We start from the raw sequence: 21,613 nt of genomic DNA on the forward strand, positions 1-21,613 counted from the left end.
AAAACCCGGCTTTGGCCGGGTTTTTTTTGTCCGGAGAAAACCCCGGACGATGATCGTTCCCACGCTCCGCGTGGGCATGCAGCCCGTGACGCTCCGCGTCACTGGACGCAGAGCGTCCCTGGAGGCATTCCCACGCTGAGCGTGGGAACGATCAAACACAAAAGATCGCAGCCTTCGGCAGCTCCTACATCTGGATGGCGTTACTCCCACAGAAAATGCAGCCTGAGGCCCCTTGCTGCCGTGCCACAGCGGGCTACCATCAAATCAGGGAAAAATTGTTCCAGACCGCTCAAGTTGAGGGCCGAAACTACCGACACAGTACAAATAGGGCTAATACTCCAAACAGCAGCATTTCGGCCAAGGCCACGGGCAAATCATCCCCGGTCTGATTGTCCCTTTGACTGCAAACACGGGATTGCCAATACTCATGGCAACTTGACGCTACCCGCACGGAACAAGGAATAACCCTTTGAAGCTGGAACTCAAGAACAGCTTGTCGGTGAAGTTGCTCCGGGTCGTGCTCCTGTCGGCATTGATCGTCGGCGTAGTCTTGAGCTGCGCGCAGATTGTTTTCGATGCCTATAAAACCCGTCAGGCCGTTGCCGGCGACGCCGAACGCATCCTCGACATGTTCCGCGACCCGTCGACCCAGGCCGTTTACAGCCTGGACCGGGAGATGGGCATGCAGGTGATCGAAGGCCTGTTCCAGGACGATGCCGTACGTCAGGCCTCCATCGGCCATCCCAACGAAGCCATGCTCGCGCAGAAATCCCGCGAGTTGCAGCATTCCAACAGCCGCTGGCTGACTGACCTGATCCTCGGTCAGGAACGCACCTTCACCACCCAACTGGTGGGGCGTGGGCCGTACAGTGAATATTACGGTGACCTGAGCATCACCCTCGACACCGCCACCTATGGCGAGGGGTTTATTGTCAGTTCGGTGATCATCTTCATATCCGGCGTGTTGCGCGCACTGGCCATGGGCCTGGTGCTGTATCTGGTCTATCACTGGCTGCTGACCAAGCCGCTGTCGCGGATCATCGAACATCTCACCGAGATCAACCCGGATCGTCCCAGCGAGCACAAGATTCCGCAGCTCAAGGGCCACGAAAAAAACGAACTGGGGATCTGGATCAACACCGCCAATCAGTTGCTTGAGTCGATCGAGCGCAACACCCATCTGCGCCACGAAGCGGAAAACAGTCTGTTGCGCATGGCCCAATACGACTTCCTCACCGGCCTGCCGAATCGCCAGCAATTGCAGCAGCAACTGGACAAGATTCTCGTCGACGCCGGCAAGCTGCAACGCCGGGTCGCGGTGTTGTGCGTGGGGCTGGATGACTTCAAGGGTATCAACGAACAATTCAGCTATCAGACCGGCGACCAATTGTTACTGGCGCTGGCCGACCGCTTGCGTGCCCACAGCGGCCGCCTCGGCGCCCTCGCCCGCCTGGGTGGTGACCAGTTCGCGCTGGTACAGGCCGACATCGAACAACCTTACGAAGCCGCGGAACTGGCGCAAAGCATCCTTGATGATCTGGAAGCGGCGTTCGCCCTCGACCATCAGGAAATCCGCCTGCGCGCGACCATCGGCATCACCCTGTTCCCGGAGGACGGCGACAGCACCGAGAAGCTGTTGCAGAAAGCCGAGCAGACCATGACCCTGGCCAAGACCCGTTCGCGCAACCGTTATCAGTTCTACATCGCCAGCGTCGACAGCGAGATGCGGCGTCGTCGCGAACTTGAAAAAGACCTGCGCGATGCCTTGTTGCGCGATCAGTTTTACTTGGTCTATCAGCCGCAGATCAGCTACCGCGATCACCGCGTGGTCGGCGTCGAGGCGCTGATTCGCTGGCAGCATCCGGAACACGGTCTGGTGCCGCCGGACCTGTTCATTCCATTGGCCGAACAGAACGGCACGATCATCGCCATCGGCGAATGGGTCCTGGATCAGGCCTGCAAGCAATTACGCGAATGGCACGATATGGGTTTCGCCGACCTGCGCATGGCGGTCAACCTGTCAACGGTGCAGTTGCACCACGCCGAATTGCCGCGCGTGGTCAACAACCTGCTGCAGATGTACCGCCTGCCGCCGCGCAGCCTGGAACTGGAAGTCACCGAAACCGGCCTGATGGAAGACATCAGCACCGCTGCCCAGCACCTGTTGAGCCTGCGCCGCTCCGGCGCCTTGATCGCCATCGATGACTTCGGCACCGGGTATTCATCGCTGAGCTATCTGAAAAGTCTGCCGCTGGACAAGATCAAGATCGACAAGAGCTTCGTTCAGGATCTGCTCGATGACGACGACGATGCGACCATCGTTCGCGCGATCATTCAACTGGGCAAGAGCCTCGGCATGCAGGTGATTGCCGAGGGCGTGGAAACCGCCGAACAGGAAAGCTACATCATTTCCGAAGGCTGTCACGAAGGTCAGGGTTACCACTACAGCAAACCGCTGCCGGCCCGGGAACTGGGCGCCTATCTCAAACAGGCGCAACGCAGTAACGCGGCCATTCTCTAGAAGATCAACAGATCGCCGCCTGCGGCAGCTCCTACATGAATCGCATTCCCCTGTAGGAGCTGTCGAGTGCAACGAGGCTGCGATCTTTTGATCTGTGCCATCACACCTGCGTAAATAAGAAATATTTCCAGCCACAACCCTTTACACATAATGCGAAAGATTTGCATTATGTCGCAGTTTTGCGCACCCCCGCGCCAGTTCAATCAACTACCGAAGCAGGATGTTCGCCATGATTCGTATGCCTCTGGCTACCGCCAGTCTGCTGGCCATCGCTATTTCCCTCGCCGGTTGCGGCGAAGGCAAAGACAAGGCTGCCGCTCCGGCCGCGCCGACGCCAGCCGCCAGCACCACCGCGCCTGCGGCTGCTCCTGCCGCTGCCGGTAAAGTCGACGAAGCCGCCGCCAAGGCTGTGGTCGCGCACTACGCCGACATGGTCTTCGCCGTCTACAGCGATGCCGAATCCACTGCGAAAACCCTGCAGACCGCCGTCGACGCGTTCCTCGCCAAGCCGAACGCCGACACCCTGAAAGCCGCCAAGGCTGCCTGGGTCGCCGCACGCGTTCCGTACCTGCAGAGCGAAGTGTTCCGCTTCGGTAATACCATCATCGACGATTGGGAAGGTCAGGTTAACGCCTGGCCGCTGGACGAGGGTCTGATCGACTACGTCGACAAATCCTACGAGCACGCATTGGGTAACCCGGGGGCCACCGCCAACATCATCGCCAACACCGAAGTTCAGGTCGGCGAAGACAAGGTCGACGTCAAAGACATCACCCCGGAAAAACTCGCCAGCCTCAACGAGCTGGGCGGTTCCGAAGCCAACGTCGCCACCGGCTACCACGCCATCGAATTCCTGCTCTGGGGCCAGGACCTCAACGGCACCGGCCCTGGCGCTGGCAACCGTCCTGCCTCCGACTATCTGGAAGGCGCCGGCGCTACTGGCGGTCACAACGATCGTCGTCGTGCCTACCTGAAGTCCGTGACCCAACTGTTGGTCAGCGACCTGGAGGAAATGGTCGGCAACTGGAAGCCGAACGTGGCTGACAACTACCGCGCCACGCTGGAAGCCGAGCCGGGCGAAACCGGTCTGCGCAAAATGCTCTTCGGCATGGGCAGCCTGTCCCTCGGCGAACTGGCGGGCGAGCGCATGAAGGTGTCCCTGGAAGCCAACTCCCCTGAAGACGAGCAGGATTGCTTCAGCGACAACACCCACAACTCGCACTTCTACGATGCCAAAGGCATTCGTAACGTCTACCTGGGCGAGTACACCCGTGTTGATGGCAGCAAAATGACCGGCGCCAGCCTGTCGTCGCTGGTGGCCAAGGCCGACCCGGCCGCCGACACCGCGCTGAAAGCCGATCTGGCCGCTACCGAAGCGAAGATCCAGGTCATGGTCGATCACGCCAACAAGGGTGAGCACTACGACCAGTTGATCGCTGCCGGCAATACCGCTGGCAACCAGATCGTCCGCGACGCCATCGCATCCTTGGTCAAGCAGACCGGTTCGATCGAAGCCGCCGCTGGCAAACTGGGCATCAGCGACCTGAACCCGGACAACGCTGATCACGAGTTCTGATCAACCGCGTGCGCGTCAAAAAAGGCGACCTTCGGGTCGCCTTTTTCATGCTGGATGCTCACTGATAATTGTAGGAGCTGCCGAAGGCTCGGGCCGCGATCGGACGATCTTTTGACTTTGCTTCTAAAAAAGACAGATCAAAAGATCGTCCGATCGCGGCCCGAGCCTTCGGCAGCTCCTACAGAGGTTTTGCATTGCTCTTCAGATTTGCGTTGTATCAAGCAAACGATAATTCCTCTTATTCAAACCCCCTCGCCCTGTTAGACTTTGCGCCTTTATTTTTGCCCGTCCGCAGGATGTCTGATGCCCTCGCTGCCTCTTCGCTTGTCTGCACTGTTGCTGGCCCTGGGCCTGAGTGCCTGCGATGACGCCCCGCGTTTCACCAAGGCCGAGCCCGGTGAAGCACGCTCGGGCGGTGCAGCGACCGTGCGCAAGACCGATCAGAATGCGTTCTCCCTGCCCTCGGCCAACCTGCCGCCGTCCCGACGAGTGGATTTCAGCGTCGGCAACAGTTTCTTCCGCAGCCCGTGGGTGATCGCCCCGTCGACCACCACCGCCCGCGATGGTCTTGGGCCACTGTTCAACACCAACGCTTGCCAAAACTGCCACATCAAGGACGGTCGCGGTCATCCGCCAACGCCGGATGCGGCCAACGCGGTGTCAATGCTGGTGCGCTTGTCGATTCCTGATGCGCCTGAATATGCCCGGCTCATCGAGCAGGTCGGCGTGGTGCCGGAGCCGGTCTACGGCGGCCAGTTCCAGGATATGGCGGTCCCCGGCGTCGCCCCCGAAGGCAAAGTGCGCGTTGACTACACGCCGGTGCCTGTACGCTTCAAGGACGGCACCGAAATCGAATTGCGCAAGCCAGTGTTGCAGATCACCCAACTGGGTTACGGCCCGATGCACCCGGACACGCGTTTCTCCGCGCGCGTCGCTCCGCCGATGATCGGCCTCGGCCTGCTCGAAGCGATCCCCGAAGAAGCGATCCTCGCCAACGCGGCCGCACAGGCCAAAGCGAAAAACGGTATTAATGGTCGTCCCAATCAAGTCTGGGATGACGCGTTGCAGAAAACGGTCATGGGCAGATTCGGCTGGAAAGCCGGGCAACCGAACCTCAATCAACAGAATGTTCACGCGTTTTCGGGTGACATGGGCCTCACGACCAGCCTGAGACCTTTCGATGACTGCACCGATGCGCAAACTGCCTGCAAACAGGCACCGAACGGCAATGGCCCGGACGGCGAGCCGGAAGTCAGCGACAACATCCTGCGCCTGGTGCTGTTCTACAGCCGCAACCTCGCCGTGCCCGCACGCCGAGGCATTAACGATGCACACGTCATTGCCGGCAAAAACCTGTTTTTCCAGTCTGGCTGCGATTCATGTCACACACCGAAATACACCACCGCCGCCACCGCCGCCGAACCGGAACTGGCCAATCAAGTGATTCGCCCGTACAGCGATCTGCTGCTGCATGACATGGGCGACGGTCTGGCCGACAACCGCACGGAATTCCAGGCTTCCGGCCGCGACTGGCGCACGCCGCCGTTGTGGGGGATTGGCCTGACGCAAGCGGTCAGTGGCCACACGCAGTTTTTGCATGACGGTCGCGCGCGCAATCTGCTCGAAGCCGTGCTCTGGCACGGTGGCGAGGCGAAAGCCGCGCAGCAACAGGTTTTGTCTTTCAATGCCGAGCAACGCGCTGCGTTGCTGGCATTTTTGAACTCACTTTAAACACTGATAAAGAATCGGGAGCCCGACATGTTCCGTCCCAAGCTACTGTTCACCAGCCTTGCCGCGCTCGCCCTCGGCGCCTGCTCGCCGCAGGATCCGCAAGCGGTCACCTCGGCGGCCATCGCCAAATCGGTGATCCTGCCGACCTACACCCGTTGGGTCGAGGCCGACAAGCAACTGGCGGTCAGCGCCCTCGCCTACTGCCAGGGCAAAGAAACCCTGGAGACCGCCCGCGCCGACTTCCTGCACGCACAGAAAGCCTGGGCCGAGCTGCAACCGCTGCTGATCGGTCCACTGGCCGAGGGCAACCGGTCGTGGCAGGTGCAGTTCTGGCCGGACAAGAAGAACCTCGTCGGCCGTCAGGTCGAGCAGTTGGTCGTCGCGCAGCCGCAGATCGATGCCGCCGCACTCGCCAAATCGAGCGTCGTGGTGCAAGGCCTGTCGGCTTACGAGTACATCCTGTTCGACGCCAAGCCTGACGTGGCCAACGCTGATCAGAAAGGCAAATATTGCCCACTGCTGATCGCCATCGGCGAGCGTCAGAAGCAACTGGCCGAAGAGATTCTGCAGAGCTGGAACAACACTGACGGCATGCTCGCGCAGATGACCAAGTTCCCGAACCAGCGCTACGCCGACTCCCACGAAGCGATCGCCGACCTGCTGCGTGTGCAAGTCACCGCACTGGACACCCTGAAGAAAAAACTGGGCACGCCAATGGGCCGCCAAAGCAAGGGCGTGCCTCAGCCGTTCCAGGCGGATGCATGGCGCAGCCAGTCGTCCCTGACCGCGCTGGAAGCGAGCCTTGCCGCCGCCAAAACCGTTTGGGAAGGTGTCGACAACAAAGGCCTGCGCAGCCTGCTGCCAAGCGATCAGAAGCCGTTGGCCGACAAGATTGACGCCGCTTATGCCGCCTCGCTGAAACTGTTCGACAGCACCCAGCGTTCGCTCGGCGAAATGCTCGAAGATGACGCCGGTCGCCAGCAACTCAACGATATCTACGACAGCCTCAACGTCGTCCATCGCCTGCACGAAGGCGAACTGGCCAAGGCGCTGGGCATCCAACTGGGCTTCAACGCCAACGACGGTGACTGATGAGGGCAAGTGCCATGCTGCGACGCCAGGCTCTGACTTTAGGGAGTGTGCTGCTGGGAGCAGTGACGCTGGGCGGCTGGACGCTGTTCAAACGCAAGGATCAGAGCCCGCTGCTGCTGTCGGCGCGCGACGACACCGACGGCAAGCATTACGCCGTGGGTTATCGGCTGGACGGCACGCGGGTGTTTGCCACCGAAGTCGGCCAGCGCTGCCACGACATCATCAACCATCCGACGCAGCCGATTGCGCTGTTCGTCGCCCGTCGTCCGGGTACCGAGAGTTACCTGATCGACCTGCGCGACGGTAAGTTGCTGCAGACCGTGACCTCGCAGCCGAACCGGCACTTCTATGGCCACGCCGTGGTGCACAAGGACGGCGAATACCTGTACGCCACCGAGAACGACACCACCGACCCAGGTCGCGGCTTGCTTGGTGTTTACAAATTCGAAGGCGCGCGGCTGCTGCACACGGGCGAGATTTCCACCCACGGCCTCGGCCCCCATCAGGTGTCATGGATGCCTGATGGGGAGACGCTGGTGGTGGCCAATGGCGGGATTCGTACCGAGGCGGAAAGCCGCGTCGACATGAACCTCAACGCCATGGAGCCAAGCCTGGTGCTGATGCAGCGCGACGGTACGTTGCTGAGCAAGGAAACCCTCGCCCAGCAGATGAACAGCGTGCGGCACCTGGGCATCGCCAGCGACGGCACCATCGTTGCCGGCCAACAGTTTATGGGCGCATCGCATGAGCGCTCGGAGTTGCTGGCGATCAAGCGTCCGGGGCAGCCGTTCGTGGCGTTCCCGGTGCCGGAGCATCAGTTGCAGTCGATGGGGCATTACACCGCCAGTGTTGCGGTGCACAGCGATCTGCGTCTGGTCGCGCTGACGGCGCCGCGTGGCAACCGTTTCTTTATCTGGGATCTGGACAGCGGCGAAGTGCGCCTCGATGCGCCATTGCCCGATTGCGCTGGCGTCGGTGCGGTGAAGGACGGTTTTGTCGTGACCTCCGGGCAAGGGCGTTGCCGGTACTACGATTGCCGTCAGGATGAGCTGCTGGCCAAGCCGCTGGAATTGCCGGCGGGGCTCTGGGACAACCATCTTCACCTGATGGCCTGAAACAGCCTTGAAAGATCGCCGCCTGCGGCAGCGCCTGCAGTGGAATGCACTCCTCTGTATGAGCTGCCGCAGGCGGCGATCTTTTTGCGCCACCCTGTAATAACTGCCAGTTGGAAACCTCCCTGCACTCGGAGTAATGTGCCCGCCTGTCTCACCTGATTTATCCAAGGAACTGGAAATATGCTGCGTCGCCGCATGCTGATCATGTTGGGTGTTGTTTTGCTGATCGTCCTGGTGCTGGGCGGGTACAAAGCCTTTTCGATCTACACGATGATCCAGGGCTTTTCCAAGCCGAAACCGCCAATCAGCGTCGCCGTGGCCAACGCCAGCGAGCAGCCGTGGCAGATGCGCCTGCCCACCGTCGGCACACTCAAGGCATTGCAAGGTGTCGAGCTGAGTCTGGAAGTCGCCGGCACCGTCACCGAACTCAAGTTTGAATCCGGACAGAAGGTCAAGACCGGACAGCCGTTGCTGCAACTCGACAGCGCCGTAGAAACCGCCCTGCTGGAGACCGCCAAGGCCGATCTCGGCCTGGCGCAACTGGACTTCGGTCGTGGTGCCCAACTGGTCGACAGCCGCGCCATTTCCAAAGGCGAGTACGACCGCCTCTCCGCCGTACTGCAAAAGAACAAGGCGACGGTCAATCAGCTCAATGCTTCGCTGGCGAAAAAACGCATCCTCGCGCCGTTCAGCGGCACCATCGGCATCCGTCAGGTCGACGTCGGCGACTACCTCGCCAGCGGCAGCAAAATCGCCACCTTGCAGGATTTGAGCAGTCTCTACGCCGACTTCTATCTGCCCGAACAATCGGTGCCGAAACTGGCTATCGGCCAACCGGTGCAGATCGCGGTCGCCGCATACCCCAAGCAAAACTTCGCCGGTAAAATCAGTGCGATCAACCCGATCGTCGAAAGCACCACGCGCAACATTCTCGTGCGCGCCACACTGGCCAACCCCGACGGCAAACTGCTGCCGGGCATGTTCGCCAGCCTCGACGTGCTGTTGCCGGATCCGCAGAAACACATCGTCGTGCCGGAAAGTGCGATCACTTACACCCTCTACGGCAACTCGATCTACGTCGTCGGGCAGAAGAAAGCCGAGGACGGCAGCGTCGAAAAAGACGATAAGGGCCAACCGGTACTGATCGCCGAGCGCCGCTTCATCGAAACCGGTGAGCGCCGCGATGGCCTGGTGATGATCAACAAGGGCGTGCAGAACGGCGAACAAGTGGTGACGGCCGGCCAGATCAAACTGGACAACGGTGCACACATCGCCATCAGCGACGACAAGACCCTCGGCGAGCAGAACAGTCCGCCTCGCGCCGACTGATCAAGGAATCCCCATGGCTTTTACCGATCCGTTCATCCGCCGCCCGGTGCTCGCCACTGTGGTCAGCCTGTTGATTGTATTGCTGGGCTTTCAGGCCTGGAGCAAGCTGCCGCTGCGCCAATACCCGCAAATGGAAAACGCCCTGATCACCGTGACCACGGCGTACCCCGGGGCCAACGCCGAAACCATTCAGGGTTACATCACCCAGCCAATGCAGCAAAGCCTGGCCAGCGCCGAGGGCATCGACTACATGACCTCGGTCAGCCGGCAGAACTTCTCGGTGATCTCGATCTACGCACGCATCGGCGCCAACACCGACCGTTTGTTCACCGAATTGCTGGCCAAGGCCAACGAGGTGAAAAACAAGCTGCCGCAGGACGCCGAAGACCCGGTGCTGAGCAAGGAGTCCGCCGACGCTTCGGCGCTGATGTACATCAGTTTCTTCAGCAAAGACTTGAGCAACCCGCAGATCACCGACTACCTGTCCCGGGTGATTCAGCCAAAACTGGCGACTCTGCCGGGCATGGCCGAAGCGGAAATTCTCGGCAATCAGGTGTTCGCCATGCGCCTGTGGCTCGATCCGGTGAAACTCGCCGGTTTCGGCCTCAGCGCCAGCGATGTGACCAACGCCGTGCGCCAGTACAACTTCCTCTCCGCCGCCGGCGAAGTGAAAGGCGAGTACGTGGTCACCAGCATCAACGCCAACACCGAATTGAAATCCGCCGAGGCTTTTGCGGCGATTCCGCTCAAGGTCAGTGGCGACAGCCGCGTGCTGCTCAGCGATGTCGCGCGGGTGGAAATGGGTGCGGAAAACTACGACTCGATCAGCTCGTTCGGCGGCACGCCGTCGGTGTATATCGGCATCAAAGCCACACCGGGCGCCAACCCGCTGGACGTGATCAGGGAAGTGCGCAAGCTGATGCCGGAGCTGGAAGCGCAGCTGCCGCCGAATCTCAAAAGCGAGATCGCCTACGACGCCACGCTGTTTATCCAGGCCTCCATCGACGAAGTGGTGAAAACCCTGTTCGAGGCGGTGCTGATCGTGATTGTCGTGGTGTTCCTGTTCCTCGGCGCATTGCGTTCAGTCGTGATCCCGGTGGTGACCATTCCGCTGTCGATGATCGGCGTGATGTTCTTCATGCAGATGATGGGCTACTCGATGAACCTGCTGACGCTGCTGGCAATGGTGCTGGCCATCGGTCTGGTGGTCGACGATGCGATTGTCGTGGTGGAAAACATTCACCGGCACATCGAGGAAGGCAAGACGCCGTTTGATGCGGCGCTGGAAGGCGCGCGGGAAATCGCCATGCCCGTGGTGTCGATGACCATCACCCTGGCGGCGGTGTATGCGCCGATCGGCTTTCTCACCGGGCTTACCGGGGCGCTGTTCAAGGAGTTTGCGCTGACCCTGGCCGGCGCGGTGGTGATTTCCGGGATCGTCGCCCTGACCCTGTCGCCGATGATGTGCGCGTTTTTGCTGCGCCACGAGGAAAACCCCAGTGGCCTGGCGCATCGCCTCGACCGCATCTTCGATGGCCTCAAGCGCCGCTATCAGAGCCTGCTGCACGGCACGCTGAACACGCGGCCGGTGGTGCTGGTGTTCGCGGTGATCGTGTTGTGCCTGATCCCGGTGTTCCTCAAGTTCACCAAGTCGGAGCTGGCGCCGGATGAAGACCAGGGCATCATTTTCATGATGGCCAACGCGCCGCAGCCGACCAACCTCGATTACCTGAGCACCTACACCGACGAGTTCATCAAGATCTTCAAGGAATTTCCGGAGTACTACTCCTCGTTCCAGATCAATGGCTACAACGGCGTGCAGGCGGGGATCGGCGGTTTCCTACTCAAGCCGTGGAACGAGCGCAGCCGCACGCAGATGCAAATACTCCCCGAGGTGCAAGGCAAACTGGGCGCCATCCCGGGCCTGCAAATCTTCGGTTTCAACCTGCCCTCCCTGCCCGGCACCGGCGAAGGCCTGCCGTTCGAGTTCGTCGTCAACACGGCCAACGACTACGAACTGCTGCTGCAAGTGGCTGACCGGATCAAGAAGCGCGCGATGGAGTCGGGCAAGTTCGCCTTTGTCGATCTCGACCTGGCGTTCGACAAACCTGAAGTGGTGGTCGACATCGACCGCGCCAAAGCCGCGCAGATGGGCGTGTCGATGCAGGATCTCGGCGGTACGCTTGCCACTCTGCTGGGCGAGGCGGAAATCAACCGTTTCACCATCGAAGGGCGCAGCTACAAGGTCATCGCCCAGGTCGAGCGCCCCTATCGCGACAACCCGGACTGGCTGAACAGTTACTACGTGAAGAACACCCAGGGTGAGTTGCTGCCACTGTCGACGCTGATCAAGGTCAGCGACCGCGCACGACCGCGCCAGCTCAACCAGTTCCAGCAGCTCAACGCGGCGAAGATTTCCGGTTTCCCGCTGGTGAGCATGGGCGAAGCCATCGACACGGTGTTGCAGATAGCCCGCGAAGAAGCGCCGGCCGGGTTTGCCTTCGACTATGGCGGCGCGTCACGCCAGTTCGTCCAGGAAGGCAGTGCCCTGTGGGTAACTTTTGCGCTGGCGCTGGCGATTATCTTTCTGGTGCTGGCGGCGCAGTTCGAGAGCTTCCGCGATCCGCTGGTAATTCTGGTGACGGTGCCGCTGTCGATCTGTGGGGCGTTGATCCCGCTGTTCCTCGGCTGGTCGAGCATGAACATCTACACCCAGGTCGGGTTGGTGACGCTGATCGGCCTGATCAGCAAGCACGGCATCCTGATCGTCGAGTTCGCCAACCAGTTGCGCAAGGACAAAGGCCTGACGGCGCGTGAAGCCGTTGAGGAAGCGGCAGCGATTCGCTTGCGGCCGGTGTTGATGACCACGGCGGCGATGGTGTTTGGCATGGTGCCGCTGATTCTGGCCACGGGTGCGGGTGCGGTGAGCCGGTTTGATATCGGCATGGTGATTGCCACCGGGATGTCGATTGGCACTTTGTTTACGCTGTTCGTCTTGCCATGCGTTTACACCCTGCTGGCGAAACCTGATAAGAATTGAAAGCAAAAGATCGCAGCCTTCGGCAGCTCCTACATGGATCGGTGCAGGAGCTGCCGAAGGCTGCGATCTCTTGATCTTGCTTGAATAAAAAAGGCCTCGCATCTGCGAGGCCTTTTATGTTGGCTTCAATCGGTTCAACTTTGCGGCCTCATCCCTTGGGAAAGTCCGAACATGAACAGCAATAAATCATGATCGGGTTTGGTCGCCACGGAGGCTTTTGCCACCCGTGGGACTGCGCAGTGGGCGTCGTCTACGGACGCGCCAACCACTTGCATGCGAGGCTGCTCCCAGGCAGCCACCGCCAATGACGCAACTGCCAAGGCTCCAACCAAAAACAAACCTCGTGCAATTTCTAGTTTCATCGCTATAAACCTTTGATAGCGCTGCCAAACGCCGTCTCATAAAAATAGACGAGTTTTTTCCAGTCCGCGTCGCGGAACGACGAATGGCGGCGCAATTGCTTCATGTCGTGGGAAGCGGCGCGATAGGCGGTCAGACGCTGGCGGCATTTCTCCAGATCGATCAATGCGACCTCGACCTTGGCCGACTCGCCTTCGCCCGTCACACGCACAAACACGTGTTTGATGTAGATGCAGCTGTGCTGCCAACGGCCCTTGTGCATGCGCGCCAGGTTTTCGGCGAGGTCCTTGAGCACACGCTCATACACCACATCGCCACACTGATCGCGACCACCGGCAGCCGCCAGCCAGTGTTCCAGTTCCTGGAAACCGTCCAGGGACTTGGTGACCAAAAGCGCACGCCACTTGTGTTGCGGATCAGGCTGGGCACCGCAGAAAACAATCTCGGGCACGCGCACACCGAGCTTGCTCACGCCGGTCAGCGCGTCGAGCTCACGCAGAACAGTAGGACGGCCAAAAGGGTGCAACCAACTGCGATAGATATGACCGGTCTGGCGCTTGGCATACAGCAGTTGTCCATCGCGCCCCACGACCCTTTGCACGCCACTTTCCCCACCGCGTCGAACATTGGGCTCTTCCACCCACTCGCCGCGCTGGTTCCAGTAAAAGTCAAAGCGATCTTGCTGAGCGACTTCCGTTTCTGCTGCCAATTGCACTGCCATCCTGTTACCTCTTGCGTAGTACGTAAACCCGCCACATGGCGTAGAGCGGAATAAAGTCCAGTTGTTCCTGAATTCGAAAACCTGCAGCTTCGAATTCCTTTTCGACCGTAGCGGCCGGTAACACAAAGCGATTCTGGTAGTCGCGCTTGTCACGGTTTTTCTCCGCACGTTCGCGCTTCCAGGCCTTGAAATTGCCATCGACCCACAACGAAACAATCACACTGTCGCGGGTGACACGCTCGAATTCGCGCAGAATCGCCCGGCGGTGCTCGGCTTCACCAATGTGGTGGAGCAGACGCATGCAAAAAATGCTGTCGACGGCGTTGTCAGGCAAAGCAATGTCGAAGGCTGATGTGTGCAAGGGTTGTACCCGTTTCACCACATCGGCCGGTTGCGACTGCATGGCCGTCTTGATCATCGACTCGGAGTTGTCCGCGCCGATAATCACCCGGTTGGCCTTTTCGCCCAACAAGGGCCAGAACCGCCCTGCACCGCAAGGCAAATCCAGCACCAGCCCCGGTTCACCCACCGACGCCAGCGCCTTGCGGGCCAATTGCTCGTCACGCCAGTGGGAGAGACGACGTCCAAGGCTTTCTTTGTGCTTGCGCAGGTATTTCTGCGCGTGTTGATCGTCGTACTTCTCGGAAAAATCGAGTTTGATCGGACCGGCCATCACCTGGACTCCTGAATTGCTGATGTCACCACCTTAAGGAGCGGCGTGTCAGCGTCAGGTCATCCATTTGTGAAAAAAATGTCTGGTAAATAGACAAATTATTACAGCGTTATACAGGATTTAGACAGGTAAGAGGGAGTAGCCTTGAGCCACCTCTTGCGTCAGATTTTGCCCAGATCCACCTCGAAGCGGCAGCCATTGGGTTCCATCGTGCTCAAGGTGACGGTCCAGCCCTGGTTCTCGCAGATCCGCTGAACCAGCGATAATCCGAGGCCCAAGCCTTCGCCGCGTTTTTCGCTGCCACGCACGAAAGGCTCGAACATGGCTTCGCGTTTTTCTTCCGGAATACCGACACCGGAGTCCTCCACCACGAAGCCATTGGCATTGAGCGTCAGACGAATGAAGCCGTGTTCGGTGTAGTGACACGCGTTGCGCAACAGGTTGCCCATCACCGCAGTCAACAACGTCGCGTTGTGGCACGTGGTCGGCGGATTTCCCGGTTCGAACTGCAAGGTCAGGCCTTTGCTTTCGATCGGCTCACGCCACACGCACAGCAGGCTGTCCGCCACTTGAGCGAGATTCTGTTGCGGCGCCGAACCGGCGTCTTCACGCTGGGAGCGGGCAAGCATCAGGAAGGTCTGTACCAGTTCGCGCATTTCCTCACTGGCGCGGGCAATGCGCTCGACCTGATTGCGCCCACGTTGATCGATGGCCGGGTTTTCCATCAGCAGTTCGCAGGAGCTGGCCAGCACCATCAATGGCGTGCGCAACTCGTGACTGACATCGCTGGTGAACAATCTTTCACGGGTCAGCGCCTGACGCAGACGTCCCAGCGTGGCATCAAACGCCACCGCCAGTTCGCCGACTTCGTCTGCCGCATAATCCGGCGCCAGCGGCGGTGCCAGCCCGAGTAACTGGTCGCGATGGCGCACCTGCCGGGCCAGTCGCACCACCGGCGCCATCACTTTGCGCGCCAACACCCAACCAAGAAATACCGCCAGTGCCAGGCTGAGCACGAAGCCCACCAGCACCACGGCAAACAGCACGCGTTCACGCTCTTCGAAATCGCTTTGGTCCTGCAACAGCACATAACGCCGACCGTCGACGATCTCGACCATCGCGTGATACGACAGCTGCTCGCGGAACACTTCATGGAACCCCGCATCGAGGTGACGCAGGTCCTTGGGCAGTTCGAAATCCCCCGGCCCACCGCTGAAGTAGAACAGTTGATCCGGTTCCGGGCGGTGGCTCCAGTCCGAGACATTGTCCATCAGCAAAAGGCGCTGCAGATCGCCGCCCAGCCCGGCCGAAATCAACTTCTCTTCCACAAGGTGCACGGTCGCGACAATGCCCATGGCAAACGCACCGGCCACCAGTGCGCTCATCAGCGCAAAGGCAATGATGATCCGCTGGGATAGGCTTTGCTTAAACTCCATCACGCCCCTCGGCCAAGCGATAACCAACGCCGTGCACGGTATGCAGCAGTGGCTTGCTGAACGGCTTGTCGATCACCTGACGCAATTGGTGAACGTGGCTGCGCAGGCTGTCGCTGTCCGGGCAATCATCGCCCCACAGCGCCTCTTCGAGAATTTCCCGGCGCAACACGTGTGGGCTCTTCTGCATCAGCACCGCCAGCAATTTCAGGCCAACCGGGTTGAGTTTGAGCAACTTGCCTTCGCGGGTGACTTCCAGTGTGTCGAGGTCGTAGCTCAAGTCCCCAACCTGCAACGCCCGGCGACCGCCCCCCTGGGCACGCCGCATTACCGCTTCGACACGCGCGGCCAGTTCGGACAGGGCGAACGGTTTGACCAGGTAATCGTCAGCCCCGGATTTGAAGCCTTGCAAGCGATCGTCGAGTTGATCGCGCGCGGTCAGCATGATCACCGGCGTGTCCCGGCGAGCGTCTTCACGCAGGCGTTTGCACAGGGTGTAGCCATCGATGCCCGGCAACATGATGTCGAGCACGATCAGGTCGTAATGTTCGGTGGCGGCCAGATGCAGGCCCGACAGACCGTCCTGCGCACAGTCGACGGTGTAGCCCTTGAGGCCCAGGTAATCGGCCAGATTGGCCAGGATGTCGCGGTTGTCTTCGACCAGCAGAATTCGCATGGGCACCTCCTCCGTACACAGTAACGGCCGTCATGGCCCGCGCAGCTTACGGCCAGATTCAGCTTAGAGCTAGGGCTGAAAGCCTCGTGAATCAACTCTCTCAGGCATATTCAAACCTTAACGAGTTTTTCACTCTTGGTTCACAACCTGTCTACAGTGACAACGCGAGACTCTCGCGCCATTAGATATAAGGAATGTAGACAATGGACTTTTTCAAGACGGCGCCCCTGCGCCTTCTGCTGTTGGTCACGGGTGCGTGGCTGCTGGTGTTTATCCTGACGCGAACCGTTCTGTTGCTGACTCATCTGGATGAGGCGGGCGGCGGCGCTTTTTCGGTGTTTGGCATCGGCTTGCTGTATGACCTGGGTTTTCTCGCTTATGCGGCGCTGCCGTTGGGCCTTTACTTGCTACTGTGCCCGCCAGCCCTGTGGCGCCGCCGTGGTCATCGCTGGTTCCTGCAAGGCCTGCTGACCGTCAGCCTGTTCGCCATGTTGTTCGTGTCGGTGGCCGAGTGGCTGTTCTGGGACGAGTTCGGCGTGCGTTTCAACTTCATCGCCGTCGACTATCTGGTGTATTCCGACGAAGTGCTGAACAACGTGCTGGAGTCGTATCCGATCGCTACGCTGCTGAGCATTCTTGCGCTACTGGCCGTTGCGCTCAGCTTCGCCCTGCGCAAGCCGTTCAATGCGGCGCTGGACGCTCCGCTGCCGCCATTGCGTGGACGTTTGCTCAATGCGCTGGCGCTGTTGCTCGTCGTCGGTCTGAGCCTGCAACTGCTCAGCCAGGATGCGCCCCGCGCCCAAGGCGGCAACGCCTATCAGAATGAACTGGCGAGTAATGGCCCGTACCAGTTCTTCGCCGCGTTCCGCAATAACGAACTGGATTACACACAGTTCTACAGCAGCCACGCGCCTGACAGGGTCGCCCAACAGATTCGCGCCGAGCTGAGCGAGCCCAACGCCCGCTTCATCGGTCAGGATCCGCAGGACATCCGCCGGATGATCGATAACCCGGGCACCGCGCGTACACCGAACATCGTGCTGGTGACCATCGAAAGCCTCAGCGCCAAGTACCTGGGCAGCAATGGCGACGAACGTAACCTGACACCGAATCTGGATGCCTTGCGCAAACAGAGCCTGTACTTCAACAACTTCTACGCCACCGGAACGCGTACCGACCGAGGCCTGGAAGCCATCACCCTGGCGATTCCGCCAACCCCGGGCCGTTCGATCGTCAAGCGCATCGGCCGTGAAAGCGGCTTCGCCAGCCTTGGCCAGCAACTCAGTGCGGTGGGCTACGACAGCGTGTTTGTCTACGGCGGACGCGGCTACTTCGACAACATGAATGCCTTCTTCATCGGCAATGGTTACCGCGTGGTCGATCAAAGCAGCGTGGATGAAGCCGACATTCATTTCAAGAATGCCTGGGGCATGGCCGACGAAGATCTGTACAAACAGACCCTGAAGCTGGCCGATGCCGACTATGCGAGGAAACAGCCGTTTCTGTTGCAGTTGATGACCACCTCCAACCATCGCCCCTACACCTACCCGGACAACCGGATCGACATCAAGTCCGGAAACGGCCGCGATGGCGCGGTGAAGTACACCGACTACGCAATCGGCCAATTCCTCGAACAGGCACGGCAGAAACCGTGGTTCGACAATACCCTGTTCATCTTCGTCGCCGATCACACGGCGGGCAGCGCCGGTAAAGAAGACTTGCCGATCGCCAACTATCAAATCCCGCTGTTCATCTATGCACCGAAGCTGATCGAACCTCGCGAGAATGGCCAACTGGCCAGCCAGATCGACCTGGCGCCGACGCTGTTGGGCCTGTTGAACATGGATTACCAGTCGACGTTCTTCGGTCGCAACCTGTTGCAGGACAACCCGCTGCCACCGCGCGTCGTGGTCGGCAACTATCAGCACCTGGGCCTGTTCGACGGCAAGGATCTGGCGATTCTCAGCCCGCGTCAGGGCTTGCGTCGGCATGACGATGCGCTGACCGAGAGCCGCGAATCCCGAGCGACCAGTGATGATCCACTGATCAGCCGCGCGATCACTTATTACCAAACCGCCAGTTATGGCTTCAAGCAACAGCTACTTGCCTGGAAAGCACCCAAGGAGGGGGCTCCGCAAGTCAGCGAACGTTAATCGAGACGCCCCGGGCTGATGCCCCGGGGCGCTTTCTATTATTCAGGATCCGACATGTCATCAAATGTTGTACGCCCCACGCCTCGCCCGATGAATCTGTGGCTGTATCTGGGAATCCCCGTCGTTGCAGCGCTCACGCTGATCCTGCTGGAAATGACTGACCTGGACATGGTACTGGCGCGGTTGTTCTATGACCCGGTGGCCGGCGACTTCATTGGCCGCCATAGTTTCTTCCTTGAAGACATCCTGCACGACCGCGCCAAACAGGTGGTGATCGCGTTTTCGGTGTTTGCGGTATTGGGCTTTATCGGCTCGTTTTTTCTCGCCAGGCTGAAACCGTTCAAGCGTGAACTGGGCTGTCTGGTGCTGTCGCTGGGGCTTGCCACTTCGTTCGTCACCCCGGTGAAAGCAGTAACGGCCGTGCAATGCCCGTGGAGCCTGGAGCAATTCGGTGGGCATGAAACCTACAGTAAATTGATGGAGCATCGCCCGCAGACCGACAAGCCCGGCCGTTGCTGGCCTGGCGGTCATGCGGCCACCGGTTTCACCTTGTTTGCGCTGTTCTTTGTCCTGCGTGATCGCCGTCCGCGTCTGGCGCGTCAGGCGTTCATCTTTGCGTTTGCACTGGGTTCGGTGTTTTCGATCAGCCGGATGATGCAAGGCGCGCATTTCTTTTCGCACAACGTATGGACGGCGATTTTCTGTTGGCTGATTTGTCTGGGATCGTATTACTGGGTGTTGTATCGCCCGGCGGTGAAAACCGAGGCCGTCGTCAAGGCACAACCGGTCAGCGCCTGAAACACGATCCAATGTAGGAGTGAGCCTGCTCGCGATAGCGGTGTGTCAATCAACATAATTGTGACTGACACGCCGCTATCGCGAGCAGGCTCACTCCTACAAGGGTTGGGTGTGAGGCTCATATCCGGGCAATAAAAAACCCCGCTGACTTGCGTCAGCGGGGTTTTGCGTTACAGGGGTAAAGCTGGCTTACATCATGCCGCCCATGCCACCCATGCCGCCCATGTCTGGCATGCCGCCGCCAGCAGCGCCGTCTTTCTTCGGCGCGTCAGCTACTGCCGCTTCGGTGGTCAGGATCAGACCGCCAATCGACGATGCAGCTTGCAGAGCGGAACGGGTGACCTTGGTTGGGTCCAGGATGCCCATTTCGATCATGTCGCCGTATTCGCCCGTTGCAGCGTTGTAACCGAAGTTACCTTTGCCGTTCTTGACTTCGTTGACCACAACGCTTGGCTCGTCACCGCTGTTGGCAGCGATCTGACGCAGCGGAGCTTCAACAGCGCGGCGCAGAACGGCGATACCAACGTCCTGATCAGCGTTGTCGCCTTTCAGGTCGTTCAGGGTTTGCAGAGCACGGATCAGCGCAACGCCACCGCCAGGTACCACGCCTTCTTCAACGGCTGCACGAGTTGCGTGCAGGGCGTCTTCAACGCGGGCCTTCTTCTCTTTCATTTCTACTTCGGAACCAGCGCCAACCTTGATCACTGCTACGCCGCCGGACAGCTTGGCCAGACGCTCTTGCAGTTTTTCACGGTCGTAGTCCGAGGAAGTTTCAGCAGCCTGGGCACGGATCTGAGTGATACGCGCCTGGATGTCAGCTTCAACGCCAGCACCGTCAACGATGATGGTGTTTTCCTTGGAGATGGTCACACGCTTGGCGCTACCGAGGTTTTCCAGGGTAGCGGCTTCCAGGCTCAGGCCGATCTCTTCGGAGATTACGGTACCGCCGGTCAGAACGGCGATGTCCTGCAGCATGGCCTTGCGACGGTCGCCGAAGCCTGGCGCCTTGACGGCTGCAACTTTAACGATGCCACGCATGTTGTTCACAACCAGAGTCGCCAGGGCTTCGCCTTCAACGTCTTCGGAAACGATCAGCAGTGGACGGCCGGCTTTGGCAACGGCTTCCAGCACTGGCAGCATTTCGCGGATGTTCGAGATCTTTTTGTCGACCAGCAGGATCAGCGGGCTGTCCAGCTCGGCAACCATGGTCTCTGGCTTGTTGACGAAGTACGGGGACAGGTAGCCACGGTCGAACTGCATGCCTTCTACAACCGACAGTTCGTTTTCCAGGCCAGTGCCTTCTTCAACGGTGATCACGCCTTCTTTGCCGACTTTTTCCATGGCTTCGGCAATGATGTCGCCGATGGAGCTGTCGGAGTTGGCGGAGATGGTGCCTACCTGAGCGATTGCCTTGGTGTCAGCGCATGGCTTGGACAGGTTTTTCAGCTCTTTGACGATCGCGATGGTCGCTTTGTCGATACCACGCTTGAGGTCCATCGGGTTCATGCCGGCAGCGACGGCTTTCAGGCCTTCGTTGACGATCGACTGAGCCAGAACGGTAGCGGTAGTCGTACCGTCACCAGCGTCATCGTTGGCACGGGAGGCAACGTCTTTGACCAGCTGCGCGCCCATGTTTTCGAAACGGTCTTCGAGTTCGATTTCTTTGGCGACGGAAACGCCGTCCTTGGTGATGGTCGGAGCGCCGAAGCTCTTCTCGATGATCACGTTACGGCCTTTCGGGCCCAGGGTCGCTTTTACTGCGTCAGCCAGGACGTTGACGCCCTTGAGCATTTTCTTACGGGCGGAATCGCCAAACAGAACTTCTTTAGCAGCCATGATCGATATTCCTTAAATACTTTGTAGTAGCGGGAAAATGAACGGGGGGATCAGCCTTCGATAACAGCGAGGATTTCGTTCTCGCTCATTACCAACAGGTCTTCGCCGTCGACTTTCACAGTGTTGCTGCCGGAGTAAGGACCGAACACAACCTTGTCGCCTTCCTTCACGGACAGTGCGCGCACTTCGCCGTTTTCCAGAGCTTTGCCCGGGCCTACAGCGAGAATCACACCGTGGTTGGCTTTTTCAGCAGCCGAACCTGGCAGGACGATACCGCCAGCGGTTTTCTTTTCTTCTTCGCTGCGACGGATTACGACGCGGTCATGCAGAGGACGAAGCTTCATTGTCGATCTCTCCTAATTGTGGTTTTCATCGGCCGGTGTAGTCCCGGCGGGTTTAACAAATCCGGCCTTCGCCGGTTGCGCCTCGTCGAGCGAGACGCGGAAGACTGACTGGCGCAAATGCCAGAAACCTTTCGGTGACCGATACATAAGGGCGCATAAGCTTATTACAAGGGCGAGGCTAAAAATTTTTCACCGGGGCTTTGCACAAAAGCAGC

General features: G+C 59.5%; 16 protein-coding genes. 9 read left to right on the top strand and 7 right to left on the bottom strand.

Features of this window, described 5'->3' with window-relative positions; genetic code table 11:
* The first annotated feature begins 469 nt into the window (after positions 1 to 469).
* The 7 genes from P3G59_RS22860 (at position 470) to P3G59_RS22890 (ending at position 12,404) form a co-directional block, all read left to right on the top strand.
* Positions 470 to 2,521, top strand: a complete 2,052-nt coding sequence (locus tag P3G59_RS22860) for a bifunctional diguanylate cyclase/phosphodiesterase (protein WP_277759067.1) — start codon at positions 470 to 472, stop codon at positions 2,519 to 2,521.
* 229 nt (positions 2,522 to 2,750) lie between these two features.
* Positions 2,751 to 4,097, top strand: a complete 1,347-nt coding sequence (locus P3G59_RS22865; protein WP_277759068.1) for an imelysin family protein — start codon at positions 2,751 to 2,753, stop codon at positions 4,095 to 4,097.
* Between the two features lie 303 nt (positions 4,098 to 4,400).
* Positions 4,401 to 5,828 (top strand): di-heme oxidoredictase family protein, encoded by a 1,428-nt coding sequence (locus P3G59_RS22870; RefSeq protein WP_277759069.1) that lies wholly within the window; start codon positions 4,401 to 4,403, stop codon positions 5,826 to 5,828.
* A gap of 27 nt (positions 5,829 to 5,855) precedes the next feature.
* Positions 5,856 to 6,920: an imelysin family protein gene (locus tag P3G59_RS22875; protein WP_277759070.1), complete on the top strand. Its 1,065-nt coding sequence runs from the start codon at positions 5,856 to 5,858 to the stop codon at positions 6,918 to 6,920.
* Positions 6,921 to 6,934: 14 nt separating this feature from the next.
* Positions 6,935 to 8,035, top strand: coding sequence for a DUF1513 domain-containing protein (locus P3G59_RS22880; protein ID WP_277759071.1), 1,101 nt, complete (start codon positions 6,935 to 6,937; stop codon positions 8,033 to 8,035).
* A gap of 180 nt (positions 8,036 to 8,215) precedes the next feature.
* Entirely contained in the window at positions 8,216 to 9,364 is a 1,149-nt protein-coding gene (locus tag P3G59_RS22885) for an efflux RND transporter periplasmic adaptor subunit (protein ID WP_277759072.1), read from the top strand.
* 13 nt (positions 9,365 to 9,377) lie between these two features.
* Positions 9,378 to 12,404: a multidrug efflux RND transporter permease subunit gene (locus tag P3G59_RS22890; protein ID WP_277759073.1), complete on the top strand. Its 3,027-nt coding sequence runs from the start codon at positions 9,378 to 9,380 to the stop codon at positions 12,402 to 12,404.
* 134 nt (positions 12,405 to 12,538) lie between these two features.
* On the opposite strand, the gene P3G59_RS22895 is transcribed toward P3G59_RS22890, so the two are convergent.
* The 5 genes from P3G59_RS22895 to colR all read right to left on the bottom strand — a co-directional run bounded on the left by P3G59_RS22895 (position 12,539) and on the right by colR (position 16,267).
* Positions 12,539 to 12,766: a hypothetical protein gene (locus P3G59_RS22895; protein ID WP_034153490.1), complete on the bottom strand. Its 228-nt coding sequence runs from the start codon at positions 12,764 to 12,766 to the stop codon at positions 12,539 to 12,541.
* Between the two features lie 2 nt (positions 12,767 to 12,768).
* Complete coding sequence (locus P3G59_RS22900) at positions 12,769 to 13,485, bottom strand: lipopolysaccharide kinase InaA family protein (protein ID WP_277759074.1); 717 nt, start codon at positions 13,483 to 13,485, stop codon at positions 12,769 to 12,771.
* 4 nt (positions 13,486 to 13,489) lie between these two features.
* On the bottom strand, positions 13,490 to 14,158 hold the full coding sequence (locus P3G59_RS22905; RefSeq protein WP_277759075.1) for a class I SAM-dependent methyltransferase: 669 nt from the start codon (positions 14,156 to 14,158) through the stop codon (positions 13,490 to 13,492).
* Positions 14,159 to 14,319: 161 nt separating this feature from the next.
* Entirely contained in the window at positions 14,320 to 15,594 is a 1,275-nt protein-coding gene (locus P3G59_RS22910) for a HAMP domain-containing sensor histidine kinase (RefSeq protein ID WP_277759076.1), read from the bottom strand.
* Positions 15,584 to 16,267 (bottom strand): two-component system response regulator ColR, encoded by a 684-nt coding sequence (gene colR / locus P3G59_RS22915; protein ID WP_277759077.1) that lies wholly within the window; start codon positions 16,265 to 16,267, stop codon positions 15,584 to 15,586. The genes P3G59_RS22910 and colR overlap by 11 nt, the downstream gene beginning before the upstream one ends.
* 203 nt (positions 16,268 to 16,470) lie before the next feature.
* Between colR and P3G59_RS22920 the strand changes: the two genes are divergently transcribed.
* Positions 16,471 to 18,420, top strand: coding sequence for an LTA synthase family protein (locus P3G59_RS22920; protein WP_277759078.1), 1,950 nt, complete (start codon positions 16,471 to 16,473; stop codon positions 18,418 to 18,420).
* Between the two features lie 54 nt (positions 18,421 to 18,474).
* The gene (locus P3G59_RS22925) at positions 18,475 to 19,218 is read left to right on the top strand and encodes a phosphatase PAP2 family protein (protein ID WP_277759079.1); all 744 of its coding nucleotides are present in this window, start codon (positions 18,475 to 18,477) and stop codon (positions 19,216 to 19,218) included.
* 189 nt (positions 19,219 to 19,407) lie between these two features.
* On the opposite strand, the gene groL is transcribed toward P3G59_RS22925, so the two are convergent.
* Positions 19,408 to 21,054, bottom strand: coding sequence for a chaperonin GroEL (gene groL / locus P3G59_RS22930; RefSeq protein WP_277759080.1), 1,647 nt, complete (start codon positions 21,052 to 21,054; stop codon positions 19,408 to 19,410).
* Between the two features lie 50 nt (positions 21,055 to 21,104).
* Positions 21,105 to 21,398, bottom strand: a complete 294-nt coding sequence (locus P3G59_RS22935) for a co-chaperone GroES (RefSeq protein WP_007916610.1) — start codon at positions 21,396 to 21,398, stop codon at positions 21,105 to 21,107.
* Positions 21,399 to 21,613 lie beyond the last annotated feature (215 nt).

The organism is Pseudomonas sp. A34-9, assembly GCF_029543085.1.
Classification (GTDB): domain Bacteria; phylum Pseudomonadota; class Gammaproteobacteria; order Pseudomonadales; family Pseudomonadaceae; genus Aquipseudomonas.